The organism is Deltaproteobacteria bacterium (assembly GCA_026712905.1).
Lineage (GTDB): Bacteria > Desulfobacterota > Binatia > UBA9968 > JAJDTQ01 > JAJDTQ01.
Genome location: JAPOPM010000027.1, coordinates 16661 through 41894, shown reverse-complemented (window position 1 = coordinate 41894; position 25234 = coordinate 16661). Strand labels below are relative to the sequence as shown.

Genomic DNA, 25234 nt, shown 5'->3' with positions numbered 1-25234 from the left:
CCCGACACGTGCCGCTTCTGGCAGAAGGGCTCCCTCGAGAAGATGGACAAGGACCGCTTCCGCCGCGACCTGGGCGGCGTCGAGGAAGCCTACCAGGAGGTCTGCCGCCGGGTGACCGGCAGCTAGTGGGGATCCGCCGCATCCCCGCCCGGCCACCCGTCAGTACCGCGAAGCAGGTTGTGTCAAAACTCATGAGACAGCGACCTTTCGAAACGTCATTCCGGTGGAAGCGGGAATCCAGGCGGTAGGGCGGGGCGCCGTTTTATCATGCTCGTCAAAGTCTTCGTAACCCTCAAGGAAGGCGTCCTGGACCCCCAGGGCAAGGCCGTGGAGAACTCGCTCCACAGCCTGGGCTTCGACGCCGTCCAGGAAGTGCGCGTGGGCAAGTACCTGGAGCTGCGCCTGGATGTGGCCGCGGCGGAGGACGCCGAGCAGCAGGCGCGGCGCATGTGCGAGAAGCTGCTCGCAAACCCGGTCATCGAGGACTACCGCTTCGAGGTCGCAAGGTAGCCGTATGCGCTGGGGGGTGGCAGTCTTTCCCGGCTCCTGCGACGACGATGACGTCGTCCACTGTCTGCGCCACGTGCTCGGGCACGAGGTGCGCACCCTGTGGCACAAGGACCCGTTCGACGGCGGCTGCGACGGCGTGGTCCTCCCGGGCGGCTTCTCCTATGGCGACTACCTGCGCGCCGGCGCCATGGCCCGGTTCGCGCCGGTCATGCAGGGCATCGTCGACTTCGCCGCGGCCGGCGGCCTGGTGCTCGGCATCTGCAACGGCTTCCAGATCCTCTGCGAGGCCGGGCTGCTTCCCGGAGCCCTCACGCGCAACGAGTCCCTGCGCTTCGTGTGCCGGCGCGTGACCGTGCGCGTGGAACACGCCCAGTCGCCGTTCACGTGTACCGCGCAGCCCGGTGAGCTGTTGGAGATGCCGGTGAAGCACGTCGACGGCCGCTACTACGCCGACACCCTCACCCTCGAGGGACTTCGGGACCACGGACAGGTGCTGCTGCGCTACGCCGACGCGGACGGCGACACTCCCGACGCGGCCAATCCCAACGGCTCGGTGCAAAACATCGCCGGCGTGTGCAACCGCGGCCGGAATGTCTTCGGCCTGATGCCGCATCCGGAGGATGCCGCGGAAGAACTGCTGGGGGGCGTCGGCGGCCTGACGATTTTCTCCTCGATGGCCGACTTCCTGCACGGGAACCGCGCATGACGCCCCGGCACGGCGTCATGCCGGCCTGCGACAAGTACGCTCGGGTTCACGACGGTATTCGTGCCGTATCATACCAGGCAGCGACATGAGCGACGCAACGAACCCCGACACCGCGCCCTTGACCGCCGAGGTGGTCCACGCTCACGGCCTGACCGACCACGAGTACACCGAGATCCAGCGTCTTCTGGGACGGCCGCCTAACCTCACCGAGTTGGGCGTCTTCTCGGTCATGTGGTCGGAGCACTGCAGCTACAAGAGCTCGCGCAAGCACCTGAAACAGCTTCCCACCGAAGGTCCCCGCGTCATCCACGGCCCGGGCGAGAACGCCGGCGTCATGGACATCGGCGACGGCCTCGCCGTGGTGTTCAAGATCGAGAGCCACAACCACCCGTCCTTCATCGAGCCCTATCAGGGGGCGGCCACCGGCGTGGGCGGCATCCTGCGGGACGTGTTCACCATGGGCGCGCGTCCCATCGCCAGCCTCAATTCGCTCCGGTTCGGCGCCATCCGCCACCCCAAGACGCCCTACCTGATGAACGGCGTGGTGGGCGGCATCGGCGGCTACGGCAACTGCGTCGGCGTGCCCACCGTGGGCGGCGACATCTACTTCGACGAATGCTACGACGCCAACATCCTGGTGAACGCGTTCACGCTGGGCCTGGCGGAGCGGGATCGCATCTTCACCGGCAAGGCCCAGGGCGCCGGCAACCCGGTGATGTACGTGGGCTCCAAGACCGGGCGCGACGGGGTACACGGCGCCACCATGGCCTCGGAGTCCTTCTCCGAGGACTCCGAGCAGCGCCGCCCCACCGTGCAGGTGGGCGACCCCTTTACCGAAAAGCTCCTCATCGAGGCGTGTCTGGAGTTGATGCGGACCGACGCCATCGTGGGCATCCAGGACATGGGCGCCGCGGGCCTCACCAGTTCCGCCGTGGAGATGGCCGGCCGCGCCGGCTCGGGCGTGGAGCTGGAACTGGCGCACGTGCCGCTGCGCGAGCGGGGCATGACCCCCTACGAGATCCTGCTGTCCGAGTCCCAGGAGCGCATGCTGTTGGTGGCACATCCGGAGTCGGTGGCCGAAGTCCAGGCGATCTTCGAGCGCTGGGACCTCGACGCGGTGGTGGTGGGCCGGGTCATCGACGAACCCGTGTTCCGGGTGCTGTCGGAAGGCCGTCCGGTGGCCGATATCCCGGTGGCGGCGCTCACCGACGCCGCGCCGGCGTACGACCGGCCCGCGAAACGGCCGGTGCGTCAGGACGAGATCCAGCGCCTGGACGCGGACGCGTTGCCGCGGCCCGAGAGCATGACCCGGGTGCTGGAGCAACTGCTGGATTCCCCGAACCTGGGCTCCCGGGAGTGGGTCTGCCGCCAGTACGACCACTACGTGCGCGGCAACACGGTACTGGCGCCGGGCGCGGACGCCGCGGTGATCCGCGTCAAGGGCACCTCCAAGGGACTGGCTCTGACCGTGGACTGCAACGCGCGCTACTGCTACCTGGACCCCCGTGCGGGCGGCATGGCCGCGGTGGCCGAGGCGGCGCGGAACCTGTCGTGCGTCGGGGCAACGCCGCTGGGGCTCACGGACTGCCTCAACTTCGGCAACCCCGAGCGGGAGGACGTGATGTGGCAGTTCTCCCAGGCCATCGGGGGCATGCGCGACGCGTGCCTGGCGCTGGAGGTCCCGGTGGTGAGCGGCAACGTGAGCTTCTACAACGAGACCGACGGCGTCTCCATCCACCCCACGCCCACGGTGGCCATGGTGGGGCTGCTGGAGGATGTGACCCGCATCGCCACCCCGTGGTTCAAGGAGGAGGGCGACCTCGTGGTGCTGCTGGGCGTCAACCGCGACGAGTTGGGCGGCAGCGAGTACCTCAAGGTGGTGCACGGACAGGTGGCGGGCAAGCCGCCAACCGTGGACTTGGTGCTGGAACGCGGAGTGCAGCGAACCTGCCGGTTGGCGGTGCAGCAGGGGCTGCTCTCATCGGCTCACGACGTTTCCGAAGGGGGACTCGCCGTGGCCCTGGCCGAGTGCTGCATCTCACATCCGGGCCCCGCGGGGATGGGAGCGGTCATCGAGATCGAGCAACGCGGGCACGCGGACGCGCTCCTGTTCGGCGAATCGCAGTCGCGCATCGTGGTTTCCTTGAAGGAAAGGGACTACGGCCGGTTGCAGGACATCGCGACCCATGAGAACGTTCCGATGGCGGTCATCGGGAAAGTGGACGGGAACCGGTTGGCCATCAACGACTGGGTGCGTGCGCCGGTGCAACGGCTGCGTAACATTTGGTCGACGGCCCTGGAACGGTATGTTAAGTGACGAACAGGCTCGGGGAAGCGGAGTCACGCTGGCTCTTCCGCAGGCAGGACCTGATGTTCGACAAGTTCCATGAAGAATGCGCGGTGGTGGGTGTCCACGGTCATCCCGAGGCCGCCAATATGGTGTACCTGGGGCTCTACGCCCTGCAGCACCGGGGCCAGGAATCGTCCGGCATCGTGTCCTCCGACGGCGACGTCCTCATCTCCCACCGCCAGATGGGTCTGGTGGCGGACATCTTCAAGGAAGACATCATCAAGAACCTGCAGGGCGCCGCGGCCATCGGGCACAACCGCTATTCCACCAGCGGGCACACCGACCTCAAGAATGCCCAGCCGTTCGTGGTGGAGTACGCCGACGGCCCCATCGCCGTGTCCCACAACGGCAACCTGATCAACGCCAACCAGCTCCGCCAGCAGCTCGAGGAATCGGGCTCCATCTTCCAGTCCACCTCCGACACCGAGGTGATCGTCCATCTCATCGCCACCTCGAAGGAGAAGACCCTGACGGACCGCGTCATCGACGCCCTCCACCGGGTCAAGGGCTCCTACTCCCTCGTGTTCCTCACCACCCACACCATGATCGCCGCTCGCGATCCTCTGGGTTTCCGGCCGCTGATCGTGGGCCGGTTTCGCGGGGACGGGGACCGGGACGGCTGGGTGGTGGCGTCGGAGACCTGTGTGCTGGACCTCATCGAGGCGGAATACGTGCGCGAGGTGGAGCCGGGCGAGGTGCTGGTCTTCAGCCGCGGCGGCATGGAGTCCCTCAAGCCTTTCCCGGAGGTCCGTCCGGCCCGTTGCATCTTCGAGTCCATCTACTTCGCCCGGCCCGACAGCAACGTCTACGGTCACAGCGTCTACCAGTACCGCAAGGAGCTGGGTCGCCAACTCGCCCGCGAGAGCCACATCGACGCCGACATCGTGACCCCCGTGCCCGACTCGGGGGTGCCCGCGGCCATCGGCTACGCCGAACAGTGCGGCATCCCTCTCGACCTCGCCCTGATCCGCAACCACTACGTCGGCCGCACCTTCATCGAACCGCAGCAGCACATCCGCAACTTCGGCGTCAAGATCAAGCTCAACGCCATGCGCGAGGTGCTCCAGGGCAAGCGCGTCATCGTGGTGGACGACTCCATCGTCCGCGGCACCACCAGTCAGAAGATCATCCGCATGCTGCGCGAGGCCGGGGCCACCGAGGTCCACGTGCGCATCAGCTCACCCCCCACCATCAGCCCCTGCTACTACGGCATCGACACCCCCACCCACAAGGAACTCATCGCTTCCGTCCACTCCGTCGACGGCATCCGCGACTTCATCGGCGCCGACTCCCTCGCCTACCTGAGCCGCGAGGGCCTCTACACTTTCTTCAAGGGTGACGACACCGGCTACTGCGACGCCTGCTTCACCGCCAACTACCCCGTGCTGGCGGACGACACCGGCAAGACCCCGCAGTTGCATTTGTTCGAGGCGGTGAGCCGGCGGTGAAGCATCAATAGGGTTGTGCCGCATGACAAGCGGCCACCCCCTTTCCCCTTTCCGCCCACGGGTACCCTGTCCGTGTGACGCACCGTTGGTATTAATGACCGTCCATGCAGCCGGTTTCACCACAGAACGGCGTGTGGCGGGAGAATGTTGAGATGAGCGAACTGACTCTGGTGATCGGCAACAAGAACTACTCTTCGTGGTCCCTTCGGCCTTGGCTGGCCCTGCGCCATGCCGGCATCCCGTTCGCCGAAAAGATGCTCCTGCTGTTCGACGAGAACTGGAAGGAAGCCATCGCCGCGGTATCCCCGTCGCGGCGCGTGCCGGTGTTGCTTCACGGCGAGCGCACCATCTGGGAAACCCTCGCGATCCTGGAATACGCCCACGAGCTGTTCCCGGAGGCCGGCCTGTGGCCCGAGGATCGGGATGCGCGGGCGATGGCTCGTTCGATCGCCTGCGAAATGCACGCCGGCTTTACCGCTGTTCGCAACTGCATGCCCATGAACCTGCGTCGCACGGACCTGAAGGGCAAGGGCCGCGGTTCCGGTGTCGCGGAAGACATAGCGCGGATATGCGAGATCTGGCGTGAGTGCCGTGACCGCTACGGCAAGGGAGGCGACTTTCTCTTCGGCGGCTTCGGCGCGGCGGATGCCATGTTCGCCCCGGTGGTCACCCGCCTGGATACGTACGGGGTCGAGCTCGACGACATGTGCGCCGCCTACAGCCGTGCGGTCCTGACACTGCCTGCCTTCGTCGAGTGGCGCGACGCGGCGCTTCAAGAACCCTGGATCGTGCCCGAAGACGAGATCGATTGAATTCCGTCACGGGGAAATCATGGCACTGGTGCAGTCCGGGGAGTCCGGGCAAGGCACTAGCGGCTAGCTCTTGCCGCTCTCGCCTCCTCGAAGTGGCGGATTGCCGCATCGAACTTGTCGCGGCAACCCGTGTTGCAGAACCCGACGACGTGGCCGTCGTACTCGGTCAGTGAGTCGGGCTGCACCGGCTCGCCGGACCAGGGGCAGGTTTCGTTGATACAATCGGCGATATCGAGTTCGTCCATCGGTTCCTCCGGTCGTTCACGGTCACCCCGGGCCGTATGCCACTACCGGCCGAAACGGGTCCACTGAAGTGGTAACGGCGGTCGGTCGTCGGGCCGTTCAATCACTGATCTGCGTACGCAAGGCGGCGAGTCGAGGCAGAATATGCGGTGCTTCCTTCGCGTCGCAGAGAGGCGGCAACTCGTTCTCGACGATTTGCCAGGCGATACGGTGACCGGTTCGCACGATGACGCTTTCAATGTCGCTCCAATCGCGCGGACGGTCCGCAAAGGCCTTGAGGATCACCAGATCCTCTGCGGAGCAGGTGTTCAAACGGGCTTCCTTCAGGAACTGATAGAATGTCGCGCGCTCTATCACACGCTCCTCGAAGGGAAGCGCACCAAGCGTGATGTCGATGGGGATGCCATGCTCCGACTGAAGCAGCAGGGTCCGGTGCCGGCGAGCGAATTCGTCAGCATCGGCAAAGCGCCCGGCAAACGCACCACAAAGTTCTTCGATGTACTGTGCTTCGGGACCAAAGCCCGTGAGAATGGTGACGTCGATGTCAGCAGTCAGTCGAGGCTCGCCCCAGCGCTGCAATGCGATGCCGCCAATGAAACAGAAGCGCCAGCCGCGGACCTGACAGAACGATTGGACCTCACTTGCCAGGTGGAACAGATCGCGCATTTCGTAGTTTGGCGAAGACCGCCTGTTGTTCCACGAGCCCCGATGTGGTCCTGGTCTGAGTTGAGAGCGCGGCCTCGAAAGCGCCGTTCATGGCCTCTATATGCTCAGCAACGTTGACGTTGCGGAGGTCTTGGCGTCGCAGTTCCTCGATTTTGGCGGAAGCCAGCCGCCACCGTTCGGCATAGGCGCGCAGTTCTTTTTCCTCGTCGCCAAGCATGTTCTGTAAGACAGTTTACGTCTTGAGTTCGAGGACAACAACCGTTGACGATTGCGTTCCTGGATCAACGGGAACCGTCATCTTGCTTGCCGCGCAGTTGGCGAGTCGCGGCCCCATCCAGGACGATCTCCCCCTCTCGGCTGCTCAAAGCCACCCCGTAGTCGCTCCTTGCCCGCTCCACCGACACGTACCCCTGCCGCACGTCCTCCAGCACCGCCTCGGGGCTGCGCTCGAAGGCGGCGCCCACGCCGCCGCCGCCCGGCCGCTCCATTCGCAGGACGTCTTGGCTCTTGAGGCGCTGGTCGCCGAAGCGCGAGGGCATGCTGCGCTCGTCGCCGGCGCTGGGGTTGATGATGCAGCCGCCGGTGCCGCCGGGGTGGCCGCCGGCGATACCTTGGGGGGCCAGGGCGTGCTTGTCGGTGCGCATGGAGAAGCGCACCTCGTCCTGGAGGATGCGGTATTCGCGGACGAAGCCGAGGCCGCCGCGGTGGCGGCCAGGGCCGCCGGAGTCTTGCAGGAGCTCGAAGCGCTCGACCCGGGTGGGGAACTCGGACTCGATGATCTCCACTGGGGCGATCTTGCCGTTGCTCAGGTGGAAGGAGGTGGCGGAGGCGCCGTCCTTGCCGTTGCGGCCGCCGACGCCGCCGGCGAAGATTTCGTACTGGACGTAGCTGCGCTTGCCGTCACGTGCGCGGCCGCCCAGGGCGATGGCGCCGCTGCCGGAGCCCTCGGCGATGGTCTTGTCGGGGACCAGGGTGCTCATGGCCTGGAGCACGGCCTCGGCTACTACCAGCGCGGTGGGCATGTAGGCGTTGACCGCGGCGGGGAAGTCGGGGCACACCACGGTGCCCTGGCGGAAGCGGGTTTCCACCACCCGCGCCAGACCCTGGTTGATGGGCAGGAACGGGTCCACGAGGGCGATGAGGCAGTAGTAGCAGCAGGCGCGGACCAGGGGCGGGCGGATGTTGGCCGGGCCGGTGGTCTGGGGGCCGCAGTCCGAGAAGTCGAACAAGATGCGGTCGCCGGTCTTCTCCACGGTGACGCGGATACGCACGGGCGTGTCGAGGTCGATACCGTCGTTGTCGACGCACGCCTCGCCCTGGTAGCGGCCGTCGGGCCAGGAAGCGATGACCTGCCGCAGCCGCCGCTCGGCGTGACCCGCCAACTCCTCGGTGGCGGCGATGACCGTGGGCTTGCCGTACTTCTCCAGCAACTCGTCCATGCGCCGTTCGCCCAGCCGGTTGGCGCCCACCTGGCCGCGGATGTCGCCCACCACCACCTCCGGCGTGCGGCTGTTGGCGTGGATGAACCACTCCAGCTCGCGCACCGGCCGGCCCGCGTCCATGAACTTCACCGCCGGCAGGTGCAGGCCCTCCTGGAAGATCTCTCTCGCCGTGCCCGAGCCGCTGCCCGGCACCGTGCCGCCGATGTCGCTCTTGTGGGCCATGCTGGCGCAGAAGCCCACCCACTCGCCTTGGAAAAAGACGGGCGTCAGCACGCCCATGTCCGGAGCATGGGGGCTGCCGCCGCGGTAGGGGTGGTTGACGATGTAGGCGTCGCCCTCCTGCAAATCGTCGGGGGAAAACCGTTCGAGCAGGCCCTCGGCGCAGGCCGGGAAGGCCCCCATGTGGAGCGGCAGCACCACGTGCTGGGCGATGACCTCGGCTTTGGTGTTCAGGATGGCGCAACTGGCGTCGTGGGACTCGCGGATGATGGTGGAGAAGCCCGTGCGGAAGAGGGACGTCTGCATTTCCTGCACGATGCCGTCCAGCGCGGCGCGGATCACCTGGACGGTGATGGGGTCGGCGGTCATGTCTGTCCTCCAGGCGTCACTCGCGCGCTCCCTCCATCATTCCCGCGAAGGCTTGCCCTCGACCCCGAATGAGGCCGACCTCCTCGATTCGTCATTCCCGCGGAAGCGGGAATCCAGGGGTGGGGAGGCGGGGAATACGCCGCTGCGGTGCCCCACCACCGCCCCTGGATTCCCGCTTCCGCGGGAATGACGAATCGAAGGGGTCGGCGCCAGTGTCGCTTCAACGGCTTTCGTCGCCAGCTTGCGCCCGTTCCCGCCGCGCGGCCTCGGTTCGCGCCTCGTCCAGCACAAACGCGCCGCCGGCCTCCTCTACGGCCACGCCGTAGACCTCCAGCGCGTTCTCCGGCGAGACGTAGCCGTTACTGACGTCCCGCAGCACGGCCCTGGTGTCGCGTTCCAGGGGCTCGCCCAAGCCCCCGCCTCCCGGGGTCTCCAGGCGGAAGACGTCGGCCCGGCGCACGGCGACGTCGGAGCAGCGGGAGGGGATCTCCCGCTCTTCCTCGGCGCCGGGGTTGAGGATGCCCTTGCCGGTGCGGCCGTTGCCGCCGCCTTCCACGCCCTTGGGGGCGATCACGTGCTTGGTGGAACGAAGCGAGAAGCGGCCCTCGGGGTTCAGGAACTCGTACTCGCGCACGAAGCCCAGGCCGCCGCGGAACCGGCCGGCGCCGCCCGAGTCGCGCACCAGCTCGAAGCGGCGCAGGCGGGTGGAGAACTCGGACTCGATGATTTCGATGGGGGCGATGCGCGCGTTGGACTGGTTGACGTTGGTGCCGGACACGCCGTCCTTGCCGGTGCGGGCGCCGGAGCCGCCGCCGAAGATTTCGTACTGTACGTAGCTGCGGCCGGTCTTCTCGTTCCTGCCGCCGATGATGATGGAGCGGCTGGCGCAGCCGTCGGCGATCTTCTTGACCGGGGTGAGCTGGCTCAGGGCCTCGAACAGGGCCTCCACCAGGGCGTGCACCGTGGGATTGTAGGTGTTCACCGGCGCCGGGAAGCGCGGGTTGAGGACACTGCCCTCGGGGCAGTTGACCTCCACCACCCGCGCCAGGCCCTGATTGGTGGGCAGCGCCGGGTCGGTGAGGGCGGTGAGGCAATAGGAGCACGCCGCCCGCACCACCGACGGCCGGATGTTGGCCGGGCCGCGGGTCTGGTCCGCGCTGCCGGTGAAGTCGAACAGCAGCCGGTCGCCTTTCTTGTCGATGCGCACGCGGATGCGCACCGGCTTGTCCAGGTCGATGCCGTCGCTGTCCAGGAAGCGCTCGCCCTCGGCGCTCTGGTCGGGCCAGGTGGCGATCTCGTTGCGCACACGTTCCTCGGTGAGCTGGAACAGCCGGTCGTAGCACGCGAGCACGGTCTCGCGCCCGTACTTGGCCATCATCTCCCCGAAGCGCCGCTCACCCAACCGTGCCGCCCCCACCTGTCCGCGGATGTCGCCCACCACCAGCTCGGGTGTGCGGCTGTTGCAGCCGATAATCTCCTCGATGTCCTTGCTGGTCTTGAAGCGGTCGATGTACTTGACCGGCGGCACTTGCAGCCCTTCCTGGTACACCTCCCGGGCCTGGCTCCAGCAGCTCCCGGGCACGGGGCCGCCGATGTCGCTCTTGTGCGCCATGGTGGCGGAAAATCCTACCCACTCGCCGTCGAAGAAGATCGGCGTCATTACGCACATGTCCGGGGCGTGGGGGCTTCCGCCCAGGTAGGGGTGGTTGGTGATGTAGGCGTCGCCCTCGTGGATCTCCTCCGGTGGATAGTTCCGCAGCACGCCCTGGGCACACGCCGGGAACGCCCCCATGTGCAGCGGCAGCACCACGTGCTGCGCCGCCACCTCGCCGTCGCAGGTGAGCAGGGCGCAGCTCGCGTCCTGGGACTCGCGGATGATGGTGGAGAAGCCGGTGCGGAAGAGCGAGTTCTGCATCTCCTGCACGATGCCGGCCAGCCGCGCCTGGATCACCTGAAGGGTGATGGGGTCCGCGGCGGCGGCTGTCAACGTGGATTGGGGATGTGCCATGGGTCTTCTTTCCGCGGGCCCCTGGCCTGCGTTTTGTGCACCGTCTTGAGTCGGTTGCCGTCGTCCGAGATGGCGTCCTTCGACTTCGCTACGCTACGCTCAGGACGCCACCACACTAGCCCTTCGCGGTGATGATCAAGTTCTTGTAGTCGTCCACCCGCGCCTGCTGTTCCGGGTGAATGACGGTGGTGGTGTCCATCTGCTCCACCACCGCGGGGCCGTCCAGCTCGTGTCCCGGCTCCAGGCGGTCCCGGTCGTAGATGGGACAGTCCTGAACGCCGAGGTCGCGTCCGAAGAAGATTCGGCGCTCGCCGGTGCGGGCGTCGTCCACGGTTGCCCCCGTGGCCTGGAACGGCGACAGCCGGGTCTGCGGCACGCGTCCCTCGGATACCAGCCGCACGCTCACCAGCTCCACCGGCTCGGACTCGGCCTTGTGGCCGTGGGCCTGCTCGTGCACCTCGTGGAAGCGTTGCTGCGCCAGCTCCATGTCCTCGGGGCCGAGCGGCGGGTACGGACACGGCACCGTCAGCTCGTAGCCCTGTCCGGCGTAGCGCAGGTCAAGGTACGGTGTCAGCACGATGTCCCCGTCCGAGAAGCCCTCTTCGTAAAGCTCTTCCCGCGCCTGCTGCATGAGCTGGTCGAACAAGGCGTTGATGTCGCCGGGCTCGAGTTCCTGCATCGGCGCCAGCTTGGAGCGCATGTGGTCGTGCTTCACGTCCGACATCAAGAGGCCCAGCGCCGAGTTGACCCCGGGCGTCAGCGGCACCAGCAAAGTGGGGATGCCCAGGTCCAAAGCCAGCCGCCCCGCGTGCATGGGGCCGGCGCCGCCGAAGGCCACCAGGGTGAACTCCCGGATGTCGTAGCCGCGCTGGGACGACACCGCCTTGATGGCCTCCTCCATTTTCACGTTGATGATCCGGAGGATGCCGTCGGCGGCCTCGTGGAGGCTCAGCCCCAGGGGCTTGGCGATACTCTCCTCCACCAGCCTCTCGGCCTTGGCCTTGTCGAGTTGGAGCCGGCCGCCGAGGAAGTGGTCGGGGTCCAGCACGCCCAGAATGACGTTGGCGTCGGTGACGGTGGTGTTCTCGCCGCCCCGGTCGTAGCAGATGGGGCCGGGGTCGGCCCCCGCGCTGTCGGGGCCTACCTGGAGCGCGCCGACGGAGTCGATGCGCGCGATGGTGCCGCCGCCGGCGCTCACCGTGTGGATGTCGAGCATGGGCAGGCTGATGGGCCGTTGGTTGATGCGCCCCTGGGTGGTGACCACCGGGCGCCCCTGGTGGATCAGCGCCACGTCGCAACTGGTGCCGCCCATGTCGAAGGTGATGATGTTGTCGATGCCTACCTTGCCGCTGGCCCCCAGCGACGAGATCACGCCGCCCGCGGGGCCGGAGAGCACCGTGGCCACGGGGATGCGCGCGGAGGTCTTGAATGTCGAGACGCCGCCGTTGGACTGCATGATGTAGAGCTGCGGCGTCGTCACCCCCATCTCCCGCAGGCGCGTCTCCAACAGGCCCAGGTAACGGCTCATCACCGGCGCGATGTACGCGTTGATGACCGTCGTGCTCATGCGGTAGAACTCGCGGATCTGCGGCAGTACCTCGCACGACAGCGACAGGCTCGCCTCCGGGAACTCCTCGGCCATGACCTCCTTGACGGCCAGCTCGTGGTCGAGGTTCAGGAAGGAGAACAGGAAGCACACGGCCACGGACTCGACGCCCTTGGCCTTGAGCCGGCGGATGGCCTCCGCCGCCTGCGCCGGGTCCACCGGCGTGAGCGCGTTGCCCTGGAAGTCCACGCGCTCGCGGACCTCCTCGGTGGTGTAGGGAGCGGCCAGCAGGCGCGGCTTCTCGAAGAACAGGTCGTAGGTCACCGGCCCGTAGCCCCGGCTCTGCTCCATGACCTCGTAGATGCCGCGGAAACCCTCGGTCACCAAGAGCCCGGTGACCGCTCCCTTCTCCTCCAGGAGGGCGTTGGTGCCCACGGTGGTGCCGTGGGAGAAGAAGCTCACGTCGCCCGCGGAGACGCCCTGGTCGAGCAGCTCCCGGACCCCGTTGAGCACCGCCTCGAACGGTTCTTTCGGGGTCGAGGGCACCTTGGTGATGCTGATCTCGCCGCTGTCCTCGTTGAAGAATACGAAGTCGGAGAAGGTCCCGCCGGTGTCCACCGCTACTCGATATCGCGCCATCGGAGTTGCGTTAACACGATTTGTTGGGGGGTTCAATTTCCGCGCTCGCAAACATGCCGGGAGGCTGGAAATCCGGGACGCCGGCACCGCCGGAACGGGGTTTCCGCCCTTCCGCGTTGCTTGACAGTCGCCGCGGTTTCCCGATAGAGCAGTGCCAGAAAACTTCGCGTCCACAGGAGCCGTCGCGGTGACGCGGCGGCCGGAGAGGAGCACTCATGATCGAAGGTTTGCAGGGCAAAGTGGTGATCGTCACGGGTGGCGGGCACGGTATCGGCAAGGCGTATTGCGAAGGGTTTACCAAGTCCGGTTCGCGCGTGGTGGTGGCCGACATCGACAAGGGCGCGGCGGAGCAGGTGGCCGCCGAGCTGGGCAAGATGAGCGAGGCGGGTTCGCTGGCGGTGCAGGTGGACGTGTCCGACGACGACTCCACCAAGGAAATGGTGGCCAAGACCGTCGAGCAGTTCGGCCGGGTGGACGTGCTTATAAACAACGCGTCGATCTTCGCCACCATTCCCATGAACCGGGGCCGCATCGAGGAGATCAGCATCGAGGAATGGGACAAGCTCATGTCGGTGAATCTCAAGGGCGTGTTCCTTTGCTGTCGCGCGGTGCTGCCGCAGATGCGCCAGCAGAAGTCCGGCAAGATCATCAACGTGGCCTCCGGCACCGCGCTCTCCGGCCCTCCCGGACGCATTCACTACGTGGCCTCCAAGGCGGGCGTCATGGGCTTCAGCCGCACCCTGGCGCGGGAGGTGGGGGACGACAACATCCAGGTCAACATCCTGTGCCCCGGGTCGACGCTGTCCGAGGTGGACCCCACCGAGGAGATCCTCAAGATGCGTCAGAGCAATATCGGGCAACGCGCCATCAAGCGGGTCCAGGTGCCCCAGGACCTCGTCGGCGGCGTGCTGTTCATGGCCTCGCCCCTGGCCGACTTCATGACCGGTCAGACCCTGGTGGTGGATGGCGGCCAGAACATGCACTGACGTCCAAGGCAGCGCACATGGCCGGGCACGCCAACCACGGACATGCCGGCGCGATCGGCCGGCTCGTTGACCTGCTCGGCCAAGGCGCCGTCCTCACCGACCCCGCCGACCTGGATCTGTACGCCTGGGACGCCCTGAGCCACAGCCGCATCCACCCCGCGCACCCCATCGTCCCCGTTCATCCCCTGTGCGTCTGCACGCCCGCCGACACCGCCGAGGTCCAGGGCGTGGTGCGGCTGGCCAACGAGGTCCGGGTCCCGGTGGTTCCCTACGGCGGCGGCTCCGGGCTTATGGGCGCGGCCGCCTCGCTTGTGCCGGGCATCGTCGTGGACCTGCGCCGGATGAAGGCCGTCCTGGACATCGACGCGGACTCGCTCACCGCCCGGGTCCAGGCCGGGGCCGTGCTGGAGACCGTCGATGCGGAGCTGCGCGGCTCGGGACTCATGCTGGGGCACGACCCCTGGACCCTGCCGGTGGCCACGGTGGGCGGCACCGTCTCCACCGACAGTCTCGGCTACCGAGGCGGCAAGTACGGCTCCATGGGGAGCCAGGTGCTGGGGCTGGAGGCGGTGCTGCCGCAGGGCGAGGTGTGCCGCACACCCGCGGTAAGCAAACGCTCCACCGGACTCGATCTCAAGCACCTGTTCATCGGCGGCGAAGGCTGCTTCGGCATCCTCACCGAGGTCACGCTCCGTGTCTTCCCGGTCCCCGAGACCCGCTCCCTTCATGCCTTGCGGTTCGATTCCTTCGCCGCGGGCTTCGAGGCGGTGCGCGACCTGACCCGGGCCGGATGCCGGCCGATCCTCCTCGACTACGGCGACGAGACCGAGGATCCGGAAGGAACCGCGATTTTGTACCTGGGCTTTGAAGGGAACGCCGAGCTGACGGCCGCGGAAGAAGGCGTGGCGCTGGACGCCTGTCGGCGCCGTGGCGCCCGGACACTGGCGGCCGAGCGGGCGGAGCGTTTCTGGCGCGAACGCCACTCCGCGGCCCGGCGCTTCGCCGCGAACCGGGGCGAGCGCCGCAAGCGCGGCCGGGGCGGCGTACACCAGGATTGGGTCCACGTGGCCCTGCCGGCGTCGCGGGTGCTGGCCTTCCGGCGGGAGGCCATCGCCCTGGCCGCGGCGCGGGGCGTGCGGCTCCGGGAGAGCGGGCTCTGGACCGGCCCGGAATTGTTCTCCCTGCGGCTCGCGAAGGAGGGGGGCGACCGGGCGCGGGCCGAACTGGGCGACGCGATCGGGGCCCTCCTGGAGCGCGTGCATTCTCACGGCGGGTCCGTGGAATACTGCCACGGCGTGGGCGTCAAGCTGGCGCCCTTCATGGTCCGCGAGCATGGCCCAAGCCTCGAGTTGATGCGCTCGCTCAAGCGCCGCCTGGATCCCAACGCCATCATGAATCCCGGCAAGCTGGGCCTGTGACTCACTCCGCGCACGCCGCCTTTGACAATCCAGTCAAATGTCGATACCCTCCCATTCAGGAATGAGACGACGAATCTATCGGATACGGGCGGATAGCCTGAACGGCCAAGAAGGAACTGCACCCACGGGGGCGGTTCCTTTTTTTATCGGAGGGCCGCCGACGGGAGGTTATCGTGTTGCGTGAGCAGTTGGAAACACTCGCGGTTCTGCAAGGCATCGATCTCGAAGTGAAGGAGCACAAGGACGCGCAGACCGAACGGCGTGAGGAAATGGAGAGCCGTGACCGCGATATCACCAAGCTGGCGGCCGAGGTCAAGATCTTGAGGGAGAGTTGGGAGGAGCGGGACCGCGTGCGCCGCGACAAGGAGCACGTCATCCACGACGCGAGCCGGAAGGCCACCGACAAGCGCATGCGCATGAGCCATGTGAAGAATCTCAAGGAGCTCCAGGCCCTGCAGCGGGAGATCGGTGTCATCAAGGAGTCCAACGCCATTCTGGAAGAGGAACTGCTCGAGGTGATGACCGACCTGGAGGAACAGGAAAGGGTCCTCAAGGAGAAGGAAGAGGAACTGAACGCCCTTCAGAACGACTGGAATGAGAGAAAAGGCCCCTTGGAGCGAGAGATCGCGGAACTGGAGCACAAGATCGACCAGACGCGCGACCAGCGCGCGGCCACCGCGTCACGGCTGAACGACGATCTGGTGGGCCGCTACGAGTTGCTGTTCAATCGGCGTGGCGGCACGGCGGTGGTGGAGGTGTCGTCGGCCATCTGCCAAGCCTGTTACATGAACCTTCCACCACAACTCTGGAACGAGGTGCTGCGCAACGAGCGTGTGAACCTCTGTCCCAGTTGCCAGCGCATTCTCTTCTACAACCCGCCGGCGCCGGAACCGGGCGGGCAGCCGTAGCGCCAAGGGTTGCGTCCACGCCTCGCAAACGGGAAACTGAGGATAGACCAGCGGACCAGACGGTCGCCTCCGCGGCTTCGTGGAGGAGGAAAGTCCGGACTCCACAGGACAGGGTGGCCGTTAACGGCGGCCTCGAGCGATCGGGGGAAAGTGCCACAGAAAACACACCGCCCGGCGGGTTCCGGTTTCACGCCGGACCACCGGGTAAGGTTGAAATGGCGAGGTAAGAGCTCACCGGTCCGCCAGTGATGGCGGATGCTTGGTAAACCCCACCCGGAGCAAGACCAAATAGGAGGGTTGGGTCGTCCGCCCGAAGCCCTCGGGTAAGGTCGCTGGACCCCGCGAGCAATCGCGGGGCTAGATGAATGACCGTCCCGCTTCTCGTTGGGAAGCGCGACAGAATCCGGCTTACCGGTCCGCTGGTCCCCCGTCCCTCCGTTCGGCGGCGATTCGCCACGAACCTCCACACGGTTCCCGCCCGTTCCCCACCCGTTCCGCCCACGGACGGGCCGTCGCGGCCCCGTCGTCATCGCGCCTTGCCGAGGACGAAAGAATCCTGCGCAACTCGCCGCCAGCCGACGCTTGCGAACAGGTTCTCAAACCCACATCTTGTGGCGACTCTCCCTTTGGCGGCTCCGGACCAACCAGATGTGGGAATAACTCATGCTTTCCGCATCCGATCCGGCTACATCTCAAATCGCGAAGTTTGTGACGTTTTCGTGTTGACGAGGGGTTGGTGCGACGGTATATTCGCCTCAGGTGGGATAAAGTGGGATAAAATCCCATGCAATTCCAACTCGGTTTGCACCGAAAGTGTACGCAAATGTTCCGCGGACGTTACGAGCATACGGTCGATACCAAAGGGCGGCTGAGCATTCCCGCCAAGTATCGCGAAATCCTCCTGGGTAAGGGAGATCCTCGACTTATTATCACAAACTTTGTGGTCAGCTCCAAGCGCTGTCTCGATGTGTACCCGCTGGACGAATGGACGGCGCTGGAGGAGGCGGTGCGCCAGAGGCCCAAGTTCGATCCCAACATGGTGCGGTTTCAGACCTACTATCTCGGCGGAGCCATGGAGTGCGAGGTGGACACGCACGGACGCATTCTCATCCCGCCCACGTTGCGCAAGTACGCCGACCTCAAGCGCGACGTGATGCTGGTGTCGGCGGGGGACAAGTTTCGCATCTGGGACAAGGACGCCTGGGAAGAGGTGTTCACGGAGGCTGAGGGGCAACTCATGGAGGATCCCGGTTCTTTCTCGGACTTGGGCCTGTGAGTCTCGAGGCGATGCCGGAAGAAAGGAGCGATCCATGATCGGACTCGACCGAAAGGCTATCCAGGATATCGCCGTGATCGACGTCAACGGCGACATCGACCTCCGGGAGATGGTGCGGATCAAGGACATGATCGGCGGCTTGATCGAGAAGGAACGGCACAAGGTGGTGCTGAACCTCAAGGCGGTCGACCATATCAACTACCTGAGCATCGGGGTCTTGCTGGATCGCCTGAGACTGCTGCGCGAGATGAACGGAGACCTGAAGATCTCGGGCATGAGTCCGCACCTGAAGGATATCTTCCGGGTGGTGGGCATGGATGGCGTGTTCGAATACTACGCTTCTCTGGACGATGCCATCGAGAGCTTCGATGACGACTGGGAGGGCGCGGCCACCTGTCATTGAAAGGCCGCCGCCATGAGCTACGCGCACGAGCCCGTGATGCTTCATGAGGTGCTGGAGATTCTCGCGCCGTCGCCGGCGCGCCGCTACCTGGACGCCACCGTGGGGGGCGGCGGACACGCGCGCGAGATCCTGCGCCGGTCGTCCCCGGACGGCGAGCTTCTGGGTCTTGACTGGGACGACGCCGCCATAGACGCGGCCGGGCGTGCCCTGGCGGGATTCGGCGGACGCGCGGTCCTGCGCCGGGCGGGATTCACCGACGCGCACGCGGTGCTCGACGAACTGGGTTGGACGGACGTGGACGGCATGCTGCTGGACCTGGGGCTGTCCTCCCATCATCTCGACGTTCCCGACCGGGGTTTCGGCTTTGCGAACGATGCGCGTCTCGACATGCGCATGGACCGGCGCCGTTCACCGGACGCGCGCGAGCTGGTGAACACGCTGTCCGTGATTGAGCTGGAGAAACTGATACGCGAATTCGGCGAGGAACCGGCGGCGCGCCGAATCGCGCGGGCGATTGACGCCGAAAGGAACAGAGGGGACATCGAGACCACCCGGCAACTGGCCGAGACCGTGGCTCGGGTCGCGCGTGGCGGCCGCCCCCGCGGAGCACGCACGCCGGTGAGCCATCCGGCCACCCGGACGTTCCAGGCTCTGCGCATCGCCGTGAACCAGGAGCTGGAAAACCTGGCGACGTTTCTCGAAACGGCCTACGAGATGCTGCGTGCCGGCGGGCGCCTCGTCGTCATTTCGTTTCACTCACTGGAAGATCGGCTCGTCAAGCGCGCTTTCCATAAATGGGGTCTGGATTGCGTGTGCCCGCCGCGCCTCCCCGGGTGCGTCTGCGGCTGGAGCCGCAAGGCCGCCGCCGTGACGCGCAAGCCGCGCGTGCCCGGTGAGGAAGAGGTGCGGAACAATCCCAGGGCGCGCTCGGCCCGGCTCCGGGCGGTCGAAAGGATCTAGGAACGATGCTCAGAACCGGCGAGCAACCGACCCGGACAACCGGCGTTCTCGATCAGCAGGACGTGGCCGAGGCCCGGGTCGCGGCACGGCGCAGCGATGCGTGGCTGCCCATCGTGCTGAGTTGCCTGCTGGTGGCGTTGGCGTTGCTGCTGGTGTGGCAGCGGCTGCGCGTCGTGCAACTGGGTTACGTGCTCTCCACCGCCGCCAAGCTGGAGCGCCGGCTGGAGCAGACGAATCGCGAATTGAAGCTGGAGTTGGGGTCACTGACCGCTCCCGACCGTGTGGAGACCATGGCGCGGAAGCGTCTCGGCCTCAAGGACCCGGAAGGTAAGCACGTCGTCATCGTACCATGACCAAGGAGAACCCACAGGAACTTGCCGCGAGAATGCGGTTTCGGTTGCGGGTAGCCGGGGGCCTGCTCCTGGTGCTGCTGGTGACCGTGGCGCTTCGCGCCATACAGCTCCAGGCCTTCGACGGGGAGCGGCTCGCGCGCATGGGCGAGAGGCAGCACCTCCAGGAGTGGATCGTCCAGCCCGAGCGCGGCACCATCTTCGGCCGCGGCGGCGATGCGCTGGCCATCAGCATCGAGACCCAGTCGGTGTACGTGCGCCCACGGCGCCTGAAGGTCACCGGCAAGGTCGTGGCCGACGTGGCGCGCGCGCTGGACATGAAGCGCGCCGACGTGCGCCGCAAGATGACCGCCGGCGAACCCTTTGTGTGGCTCAAGCGGCAGGTGACGCCGCGCGAGGCGCAGCGCGTCAGGCGCCTCAAGATCGAGGGAATCGGTTTCTACCATGAGCCCAAACGGTACTACCCGCAAGGGCGGCTCGCCGGGCAGGCCTTGGGAGTCGTGGGCAGGGACGCCCAGGGCCTCGAAGGGGTGGAGCGCAGCTACGACCGTTACATACGCGGGGAGTCGAGCTCGTGGGTGGTGGAACGCGACGCGTTGGGCCGGCGCATGCTGGTGGCGGGTCTTGACGAGCTGAAGCTCCAGCCTGGGCCCGACGTGCACCTGACGCTCGATACCGCGCTCCAGCATCTGGCGGAAAAGCACCTGGAAGCGACCGTCCGACGCTACCGCGCCAAGGGCGGCACCGTCGTGATGGCCGACCCGTACACGGGCGCGATCATGGCACTGGCGAGCTACCCGTTCTTCGATCCCAACCAGTACCAAACCCAGGATCGGAGCCGCTGGCGCATCCGTGGGATCACGGATACCTACGAGCCGGGCTCCGTCTTCAAGGCCGTGCTGGCGGCGGCCGCCCTGGAGGACGGTGTCGTGGGACGGGAGGATCTGATCTTCTGCGAGTACGGCAAGTACCGCTACGGCGGCCGTACCATCCACGACTTCAAGGAATACGGCTGGCTGTCGTTCGCCAAGGTCCTTGAGCTCTCCAGCAACATCGGCGTCACCAAGGTCGCCGACAAGCTCGGCAAGGAGCGTTACCACCGTTACATTCGCCGCTTCGGCTTCGGGCAAAAGACCGGCGTGGATCTCTTGGGAGAGGTGGAAGGGAGGGTGCGCCCGCACCACGAGTGGTACAAGGTGGACCTTGCCGCGGCCTCCTTCGGGCAGTCCATCGCGACGACGCCCCTGCAAATGGTCATGGCCTTCTCCGCCATCGCCAACGGCGGCTTGCTCATGCGCCCCTACCTCGTGGACCGGGTGGTGGGCGAGGACGGCCGGGTGCTGTTCCAGAACAAGCCGGAGATGCTGCGGCGCGTGGTTTCGCGCGAGACCGCGCGCACGGTGGTCGACATGCTCAAGGGCGTCGTGGCCGAGGGCGGCACCGGCTTCCGTGCCGCCGTCGCCGGGTTTGAGACGGCAGGCAAGACCGGCACTTCCCAGAAGGCCGACCGCGTCAAGGGAGGCTACTCGGAGAAGCGGGTGGCCTCGTTCGCCGGGTTCGTGCCCGCCGATGAGCCCCGCTTCGTGCTCCTGACGCTGGTGGACGAACCCACGGTTCAAGTCTATGGCGGCTTGGTGGCGGCGCCGCTGTTCCAGCGCATCGCCGGTCCGGCGCTGCACGCGCTCGGGCAGAAGCCCGACGGCCGCCTTCTCGCGGCCACGTCCCCGGCCGGCAAGGTCGGTGTCGTCCGGGTGTCGCGTACGAAGACCCCGCGGGGGAAGGCCGGTTCGGGCGGGCCGAACCTCATCGGCATGAGCATGCGGCAAGCCGTCGACGAGGCCAGGAAGCTCAGGCTCTCGGTGGTGCTGCGCGGGCACGGCTACGTCGCGGCACAAAGAATGGACCGGGGCGGCCGGCGCCTCGTCCTGACGCTCAAGGAATGACGCCGATGCTGCTGCGGGAGCTGCTGCATACACCGGATGTCCGGGACGAACGGGGCCCCGTGGACCGCCAGGTCCAGGGGCTCGCGTGCGATTCGCGCCGGGTGGACGCCGGCTCCGTCTTCTTCGCCCTGCCGGGGCAGCGCGCCGACGGCCATGAGTTTGTCGGCGACGCGGTCAAGCGAGGCGCGGCGGCGGTGGTGGTGGAGCGTCCGGTGACGGTGCCCCCCGAGACCGCCTGCGTGACGGTGTCCAGCGCGCGCCGCGCCATCGCTCACGCGGCGGCGGTGTTCTTCGGCCGTCCGAGCCGCTCGCTCGTCTTGGTGGGCGTCACCGGGACCAACGGCAAGACCACGGTGACCTACCTGCTGGAGGCGATCTTCGGCGCGGCGGGCCGCGCCTGCGGGGTCATCGGCACCATCAGCCGGCGCTACGGCGGACGGGAACAGCCCGCGCCCCTCACCACGCCCGAGTCCCTCGACATCGAGGAACTTCTGGCGGAGATGGCCGGGGCCGGGGTGGGCTTCGTCGCCATGGAGGTCTCCTCCCACGCCCTGGACCTCGACCGGGCACACGGGCTGGATTTCGACGCGGCGGTGTTCACCAACCTGTCGCGCGACCACCTGGACTATCACGGCGACATGGAGTCGTACTTCCGCAGCAAGGCGCGGTTGTTCACGGAGTGCCTGCCCGCCAGCGTCAAGGACCGCCCCGTCGCGGTCATCAACGCGGACGACCCCCGTGGGCTCGAGCTGGCGCGGCTGGCCCGGGACGCCGGCCTGGCGGCGCTCACCTACGGCCGCTCGGGCCGTTGGGACATCCACCCGTTACGCCTGGACAGCGACGTGGACGGCCTGCGGGGAACCCTGGCATGCGGCGGACAGGAGATCGAGTTCACATCGCCGCTCATGGGCGAGATCAACCTGGAGAACATCCTCGCGGCCGCCGGGACGGCCTGGGCGTTGGGGGCGGCGCCGGAGGCCATCGGCGCCGGGCTGGCCCGGCTGGAGCGCGTGCCGGGGCGGTTGGAACGCGTGCCCAACGCGCTGGGGGTCACCCTGGTGGTGGACTACGCGCACACGCCGGATGCCCTGGACAAGGTCATCCACGCCTTGCGGCCGTTGACCCGGGGACGGCTGATCACGGTGTTCGGCTGCGGCGGCGACCGGGATGCGGGCAAGCGCCCGCTCATGGGGAAGATCGCCGCCGGCGCCAGCGACACCGTGGTCGTGACCTCGGACAATCCACGCGGCGAGGAACCCCTGGCGATCATCCGCGGCATCGAGGGCGGTGTGCGCCGCGGCGGTATGCGGCGCATCGGCGGGGACCGGTCCGGGCGCGCTCGGCGCGGTTACCGGGTGGAGCCGGACCGCCGCGCCGCCATTCGCCTGGGCCTGTCGTTGGCGGATCCCGGCGACGTGTTGCTGGTGGCCGGGAAGGGGCACGAGGACTACCAGATCCTCGGCGAGCGCAGGATCCACTTCGACGACCGGGAAGTGCTGCGGGAGGAAGCCGCGGAAATCGCGGCCGAGGGATGACGGTGCGTGAAGGGTCATGGACTGGAGCATCGAAGAGTTGGCGCAGGCAGCCGGGGGGACCATCGTCCAGCGCGGCGCCGCGCTCCGGGTCGGCGAGGTCTGCACGGACTCGCGCCGGGTGGAGCGGAACGGCGTGTTCGTGGCGCTTCGGGGCGAGGTGCACGACGGACACGCGTTCGTCCCCGAGGCGGCGCGGCGCGGGAGCGGCTGCGTCATCGTGCAGGGGAACGTGGCGCTGGCGCGGGAAGTGGCGGTGATCCGCGTGCGCGACACCTTGCGGGCGCTGGGAGACGTCGCCCATTACCATCGCCGGAGGCTGGCGCCGCGGGTGCTGGCGATTACCGGTTCGAACGGAAAGACCACGACCAAGGAGATGCTGTTCTCGATCCTCCAACGCGCGCGCCTGGATGACCGGCCGCTACGCGGCCGGGTCCTCAAGACCGAGGGCAACTACAACAACCTCGTCGGTCTGCCCTTGACCCTGCTGCGCTTGCGCGGACGCGAGCGCGCCGCGGTGGTGGAGTTGGGCACCAACCGGCCGGGCGAGATCCGCCGGCTTACGGCCATCGCCGAACCGGACGTGGCCGTCATCACCTCGGTGGCCCCGGCGCATCTCTCCGGCTTGAAGACCGTCGCGGGAGTGGCGCGGGAGAAGGGCGCGATCTTCCGCGGCCTGGGGGCGCACGGCACCGCCGTGGTCAATCTCGACGACGCCCGGGTGGCGCGGCAGAGCCGCGCGTTCCAGGGGCGCGTGGTGACCTACGGCACCGGCGGCCAGGTGCGCGGCGAGGACCCGGAGATGCTCGTCGGCGGGCGCCTGCGCTTCAACCTGCGCGTGGGGCGGGTGCGCGAACCGGTACGCCTGCGGCTGTGCGGCCTGCACAACGTGCGCAACGCGGTGGGCGCCGCGGCCATGGCGCACGCCTTCGGTGTGGACGTGACGGCCATCCGCAAGGGGCTCGAGGCCGTGCGTCCCGTCTCCATGCGCATGGAAGTCGAGCGCTGGCGCGGCATCGGCATCATCAACGACGCCTACAACGCCAATCCGGCCTCCATGGAGGCGGCCTTGGCCGCGCTCCGGGCGATACCGTCGCGGGGCCGGCGCGTGGCGGTCCTGGGAGACATGCTGGAGATGGGCGAGAACGAGAGCGCGTGCCATCGCGAGGTCGGCGAGACCGCGGCGCGCAGCGGCCTCGACACCCTGTACGTGATGGGCCGCTTCGCCCGCGAGATCCGGCGCGGCGCCGTCGGCGCCGGCATGGAGCCGTCGGCGGTGCGCGTGGCGCGCGCCCACCAACCGCTGGGCGAGGAGTTGCGCGGCGTCCTGCGCAAGGGCGACTGGGTGCTGGTCAAGGGCTCGCGGGGCGCGGCCATGGAGCAGGTGCTGGCGGCCATGAAGGATGGAGGAGCCTGACCCGTGTTGTACCTGCTGCTCTATCCGCTGCACCCGGCGTTCCCGGTGTTGAACGTGTTCCGCTACATCACGTTTCGCGCGGCGCTGGCGGCGCTGCTGTCGCTGCTGTTGGCGTTCGTCATCGGTCCCTGGCTCATCCGCTCCCTCAAGCAGTGGCAGATCGGCCAGCACATCCGCGAGGACGGTCCCGCGCACCACGCCGGCAAGGCCGGCACACCCACCATGGGGGGCACCCTGATCGTCCTGTCCCTGACGCTGTCCACGCTGCTGGTGGCGGACGTCACCAACGTGTACGTGTTGCTGGCCTTGGTCGTGACCGTGGCGTTCGCGGCCATCGGTCTCGTCGACGACTGTCTCAAGCTCAGGAGCCGCAGCAGCCGCGGACTCTCCATGTGGAGCAAGCTCGTGCCCCAGACCGCCGTGGCCGCGGCGGCGGTGGTGGTGCTGCTGTCGCAGCCCGACTTCAACAGCACGGTGGCGGTGCCGTTCCTCAAGAACGTGCAGCCGGACCTGGGGCTCTGGTACGTGCCCTTCGCGGTGGTGGTGGTGGTGGGCGCCTCCAACGCGGTGAACCTGACGGACGGCCTCGACGGCCTCGCCATCGGCCCGGTGATGACCGCCGCGGCCGCCTACGCCATCATCGTCTACCTCGCGGGGCACGTGAAGTTCGCCGAGTACCTGCAGATCCCCTACGTGTCCCAGGTTGGCGAGTTGACGGTGTTCTGCGCCGCGGTGGTGGCGGCGGGCATGGGTTTCCTGTGGTTCAACACCTATCCCGCGCAGATCTTCATGGGCGACGTCGGCAGCCTCGGTCTGGGGGCCGCCCTGGGGATCGTGGCGGTCATCAGCAAGAACGAGATCCTGCTGGTCCTGGTGGGCGGGGTCTTCGTGGTGGAGGCGGTGTCCGTCATCATACAGGTGGTGTCGTTCAAGACGCGCGGCAAGCGCGTCTTCCGCATGGCGCCGATCCACCACCATTACGAGCTCAAGGGTTGGCCGGAGCCGCAGATCATCGTGCGGTTCTGGATCGTGTCGATCATTTGCGCGCTGTTCGCGTTGAGCACGCTGAAGCTGCGCTGAAGG

General features: G+C 67.3%; 23 protein-coding genes and 1 other RNA gene. 18 read left to right on the top strand and 6 right to left on the bottom strand.

Annotation, left to right across the window (positions count from 1 at the left end; all coding sequences use genetic code 11):
- From OXF11_02100 to OXF11_02075, 6 genes are all read left to right on the top strand, one after another.
- The coding region (locus OXF11_02100) for a phosphoribosylaminoimidazolesuccinocarboxamide synthase (protein MCY4485889.1) at positions 1–126 on the top strand (126 nt) is incomplete at its 5' end.
- Positions 127–267: 141 nt separating this feature from the next.
- Positions 268–510: a phosphoribosylformylglycinamidine synthase subunit PurS gene (purS, locus tag OXF11_02095; GenBank protein MCY4485888.1), complete on the top strand. Its 243-nt coding sequence runs from the start codon at positions 268–270 to the stop codon at positions 508–510.
- A 4-nt stretch (positions 511–514) separates the two neighbouring features.
- Positions 515–1216: a phosphoribosylformylglycinamidine synthase subunit PurQ gene (gene purQ / locus OXF11_02090; GenBank protein ID MCY4485887.1), complete on the top strand. Its 702-nt coding sequence runs from the start codon at positions 515–517 to the stop codon at positions 1214–1216.
- 85 nt (positions 1217–1301) lie between these two features.
- Entirely contained in the window at positions 1302–3533 is a 2232-nt protein-coding gene (purL, locus tag OXF11_02085; protein ID MCY4485886.1) for a phosphoribosylformylglycinamidine synthase subunit PurL, read from the top strand.
- A gap of 53 nt (positions 3534–3586) precedes the next feature.
- Positions 3587–5014 (top strand): amidophosphoribosyltransferase, encoded by a 1428-nt coding sequence (gene purF, locus OXF11_02080; GenBank protein ID MCY4485885.1) that lies wholly within the window; start codon positions 3587–3589, stop codon positions 5012–5014.
- Positions 5015–5166: 152 nt separating this feature from the next.
- A complete protein-coding gene (locus tag OXF11_02075; GenBank protein ID MCY4485884.1) occupies positions 5167–5826 on the top strand; it encodes a glutathione S-transferase family protein in 660 nt (219 codons plus the stop codon).
- A gap of 56 nt (positions 5827–5882) precedes the next feature.
- On the opposite strand, the gene OXF11_02070 is transcribed toward OXF11_02075, so the two are convergent.
- The 6 genes from OXF11_02070 to OXF11_02045 all read right to left on the bottom strand — a co-directional run bounded on the left by OXF11_02070 (position 5883) and on the right by OXF11_02045 (position 12958).
- Positions 5883–6071: a glutathione S-transferase gene (locus OXF11_02070; GenBank protein ID MCY4485883.1), complete on the bottom strand. Its 189-nt coding sequence runs from the start codon at positions 6069–6071 to the stop codon at positions 5883–5885.
- Between the two features lie 97 nt (positions 6072–6168).
- Entirely contained in the window at positions 6169–6735 is a 567-nt protein-coding gene (locus tag OXF11_02065; protein MCY4485882.1) for a nucleotidyl transferase AbiEii/AbiGii toxin family protein, read from the bottom strand.
- Positions 6707–6952: a hypothetical protein gene (locus OXF11_02060; GenBank protein ID MCY4485881.1), complete on the bottom strand. Its 246-nt coding sequence runs from the start codon at positions 6950–6952 to the stop codon at positions 6707–6709. The genes OXF11_02065 and OXF11_02060 overlap by 29 nt, the downstream gene beginning before the upstream one ends.
- A gap of 64 nt (positions 6953–7016) precedes the next feature.
- Entirely contained in the window at positions 7017–8765 is a 1749-nt protein-coding gene (locus OXF11_02055; protein ID MCY4485880.1) for a hydantoinase B/oxoprolinase family protein, read from the bottom strand.
- A gap of 220 nt (positions 8766–8985) precedes the next feature.
- Positions 8986–10773 (bottom strand): hydantoinase B/oxoprolinase family protein, encoded by a 1788-nt coding sequence (locus OXF11_02050; GenBank protein MCY4485879.1) that lies wholly within the window; start codon positions 10771–10773, stop codon positions 8986–8988.
- Between the two features lie 115 nt (positions 10774–10888).
- Entirely contained in the window at positions 10889–12958 is a 2070-nt protein-coding gene (locus OXF11_02045; GenBank protein ID MCY4485878.1) for a hydantoinase/oxoprolinase family protein, read from the bottom strand.
- A 215-nt stretch (positions 12959–13173) separates the two neighbouring features.
- Between OXF11_02045 and OXF11_02040 the strand changes: the two genes are divergently transcribed.
- The 12 genes from OXF11_02040 (at position 13174) to mraY (ending at position 25231) form a co-directional block, all read left to right on the top strand.
- The gene (locus OXF11_02040; protein ID MCY4485877.1) at positions 13174–13944 is read left to right on the top strand and encodes a 3-oxoacyl-ACP reductase FabG; all 771 of its coding nucleotides are present in this window, start codon (positions 13174–13176) and stop codon (positions 13942–13944) included.
- Positions 13945–13961: 17 nt separating this feature from the next.
- Positions 13962–15362 carry an FAD-binding oxidoreductase gene (locus OXF11_02035; GenBank protein MCY4485876.1) on the top strand — a complete coding sequence of 467 codons (1401 nt, stop codon included), beginning with the start codon at positions 13962–13964 and terminating at the stop codon, positions 15360–15362.
- 173 nt (positions 15363–15535) lie between these two features.
- Positions 15536–16270, top strand: a complete 735-nt coding sequence (locus OXF11_02030; GenBank protein MCY4485875.1) for a C4-type zinc ribbon domain-containing protein — start codon at positions 15536–15538, stop codon at positions 16268–16270.
- 47 nt (positions 16271–16317) lie between these two features.
- An RNA gene (gene rnpB / locus OXF11_02025) (RNase P RNA component class A) lies at positions 16318–16697 on the top strand.
- A 396-nt stretch (positions 16698–17093) separates the two neighbouring features.
- Complete coding sequence (gene mraZ / locus OXF11_02020; protein MCY4485874.1) at positions 17094–17546, top strand: division/cell wall cluster transcriptional repressor MraZ; 453 nt, start codon at positions 17094–17096, stop codon at positions 17544–17546.
- Between the two features lie 34 nt (positions 17547–17580).
- Positions 17581–17949 (top strand): STAS domain-containing protein, encoded by a 369-nt coding sequence (locus OXF11_02015; protein ID MCY4485873.1) that lies wholly within the window; start codon positions 17581–17583, stop codon positions 17947–17949.
- A gap of 12 nt (positions 17950–17961) precedes the next feature.
- Positions 17962–18909, top strand: coding sequence for a 16S rRNA (cytosine(1402)-N(4))-methyltransferase RsmH (gene rsmH, locus OXF11_02010; GenBank protein ID MCY4485872.1), 948 nt, complete (start codon positions 17962–17964; stop codon positions 18907–18909).
- Positions 18910–18914: 5 nt separating this feature from the next.
- Positions 18915–19262 carry a cell division protein FtsL gene (gene ftsL / locus OXF11_02005; protein ID MCY4485871.1) on the top strand — a complete coding sequence of 116 codons (348 nt, stop codon included), beginning with the start codon at positions 18915–18917 and terminating at the stop codon, positions 19260–19262.
- A 32-nt stretch (positions 19263–19294) separates the two neighbouring features.
- A complete protein-coding gene (locus OXF11_02000) occupies positions 19295–21202 on the top strand; it encodes a penicillin-binding transpeptidase domain-containing protein (GenBank protein MCY4485870.1) in 1908 nt (635 codons plus the stop codon).
- Between the two features lie 5 nt (positions 21203–21207).
- Complete coding sequence (locus OXF11_01995; protein ID MCY4485869.1) at positions 21208–22737, top strand: UDP-N-acetylmuramoyl-L-alanyl-D-glutamate--2,6-diaminopimelate ligase; 1530 nt, start codon at positions 21208–21210, stop codon at positions 22735–22737.
- A 16-nt stretch (positions 22738–22753) separates the two neighbouring features.
- Positions 22754–24151, top strand: a complete 1398-nt coding sequence (locus OXF11_01990) for a UDP-N-acetylmuramoyl-tripeptide--D-alanyl-D-alanine ligase (GenBank protein ID MCY4485868.1) — start codon at positions 22754–22756, stop codon at positions 24149–24151.
- Positions 24152–24154: 3 nt separating this feature from the next.
- The gene (gene mraY, locus OXF11_01985; GenBank protein MCY4485867.1) at positions 24155–25231 is read left to right on the top strand and encodes a phospho-N-acetylmuramoyl-pentapeptide-transferase; all 1077 of its coding nucleotides are present in this window, start codon (positions 24155–24157) and stop codon (positions 25229–25231) included.
- Positions 25232–25234: the final 3 nt, after the last annotated feature.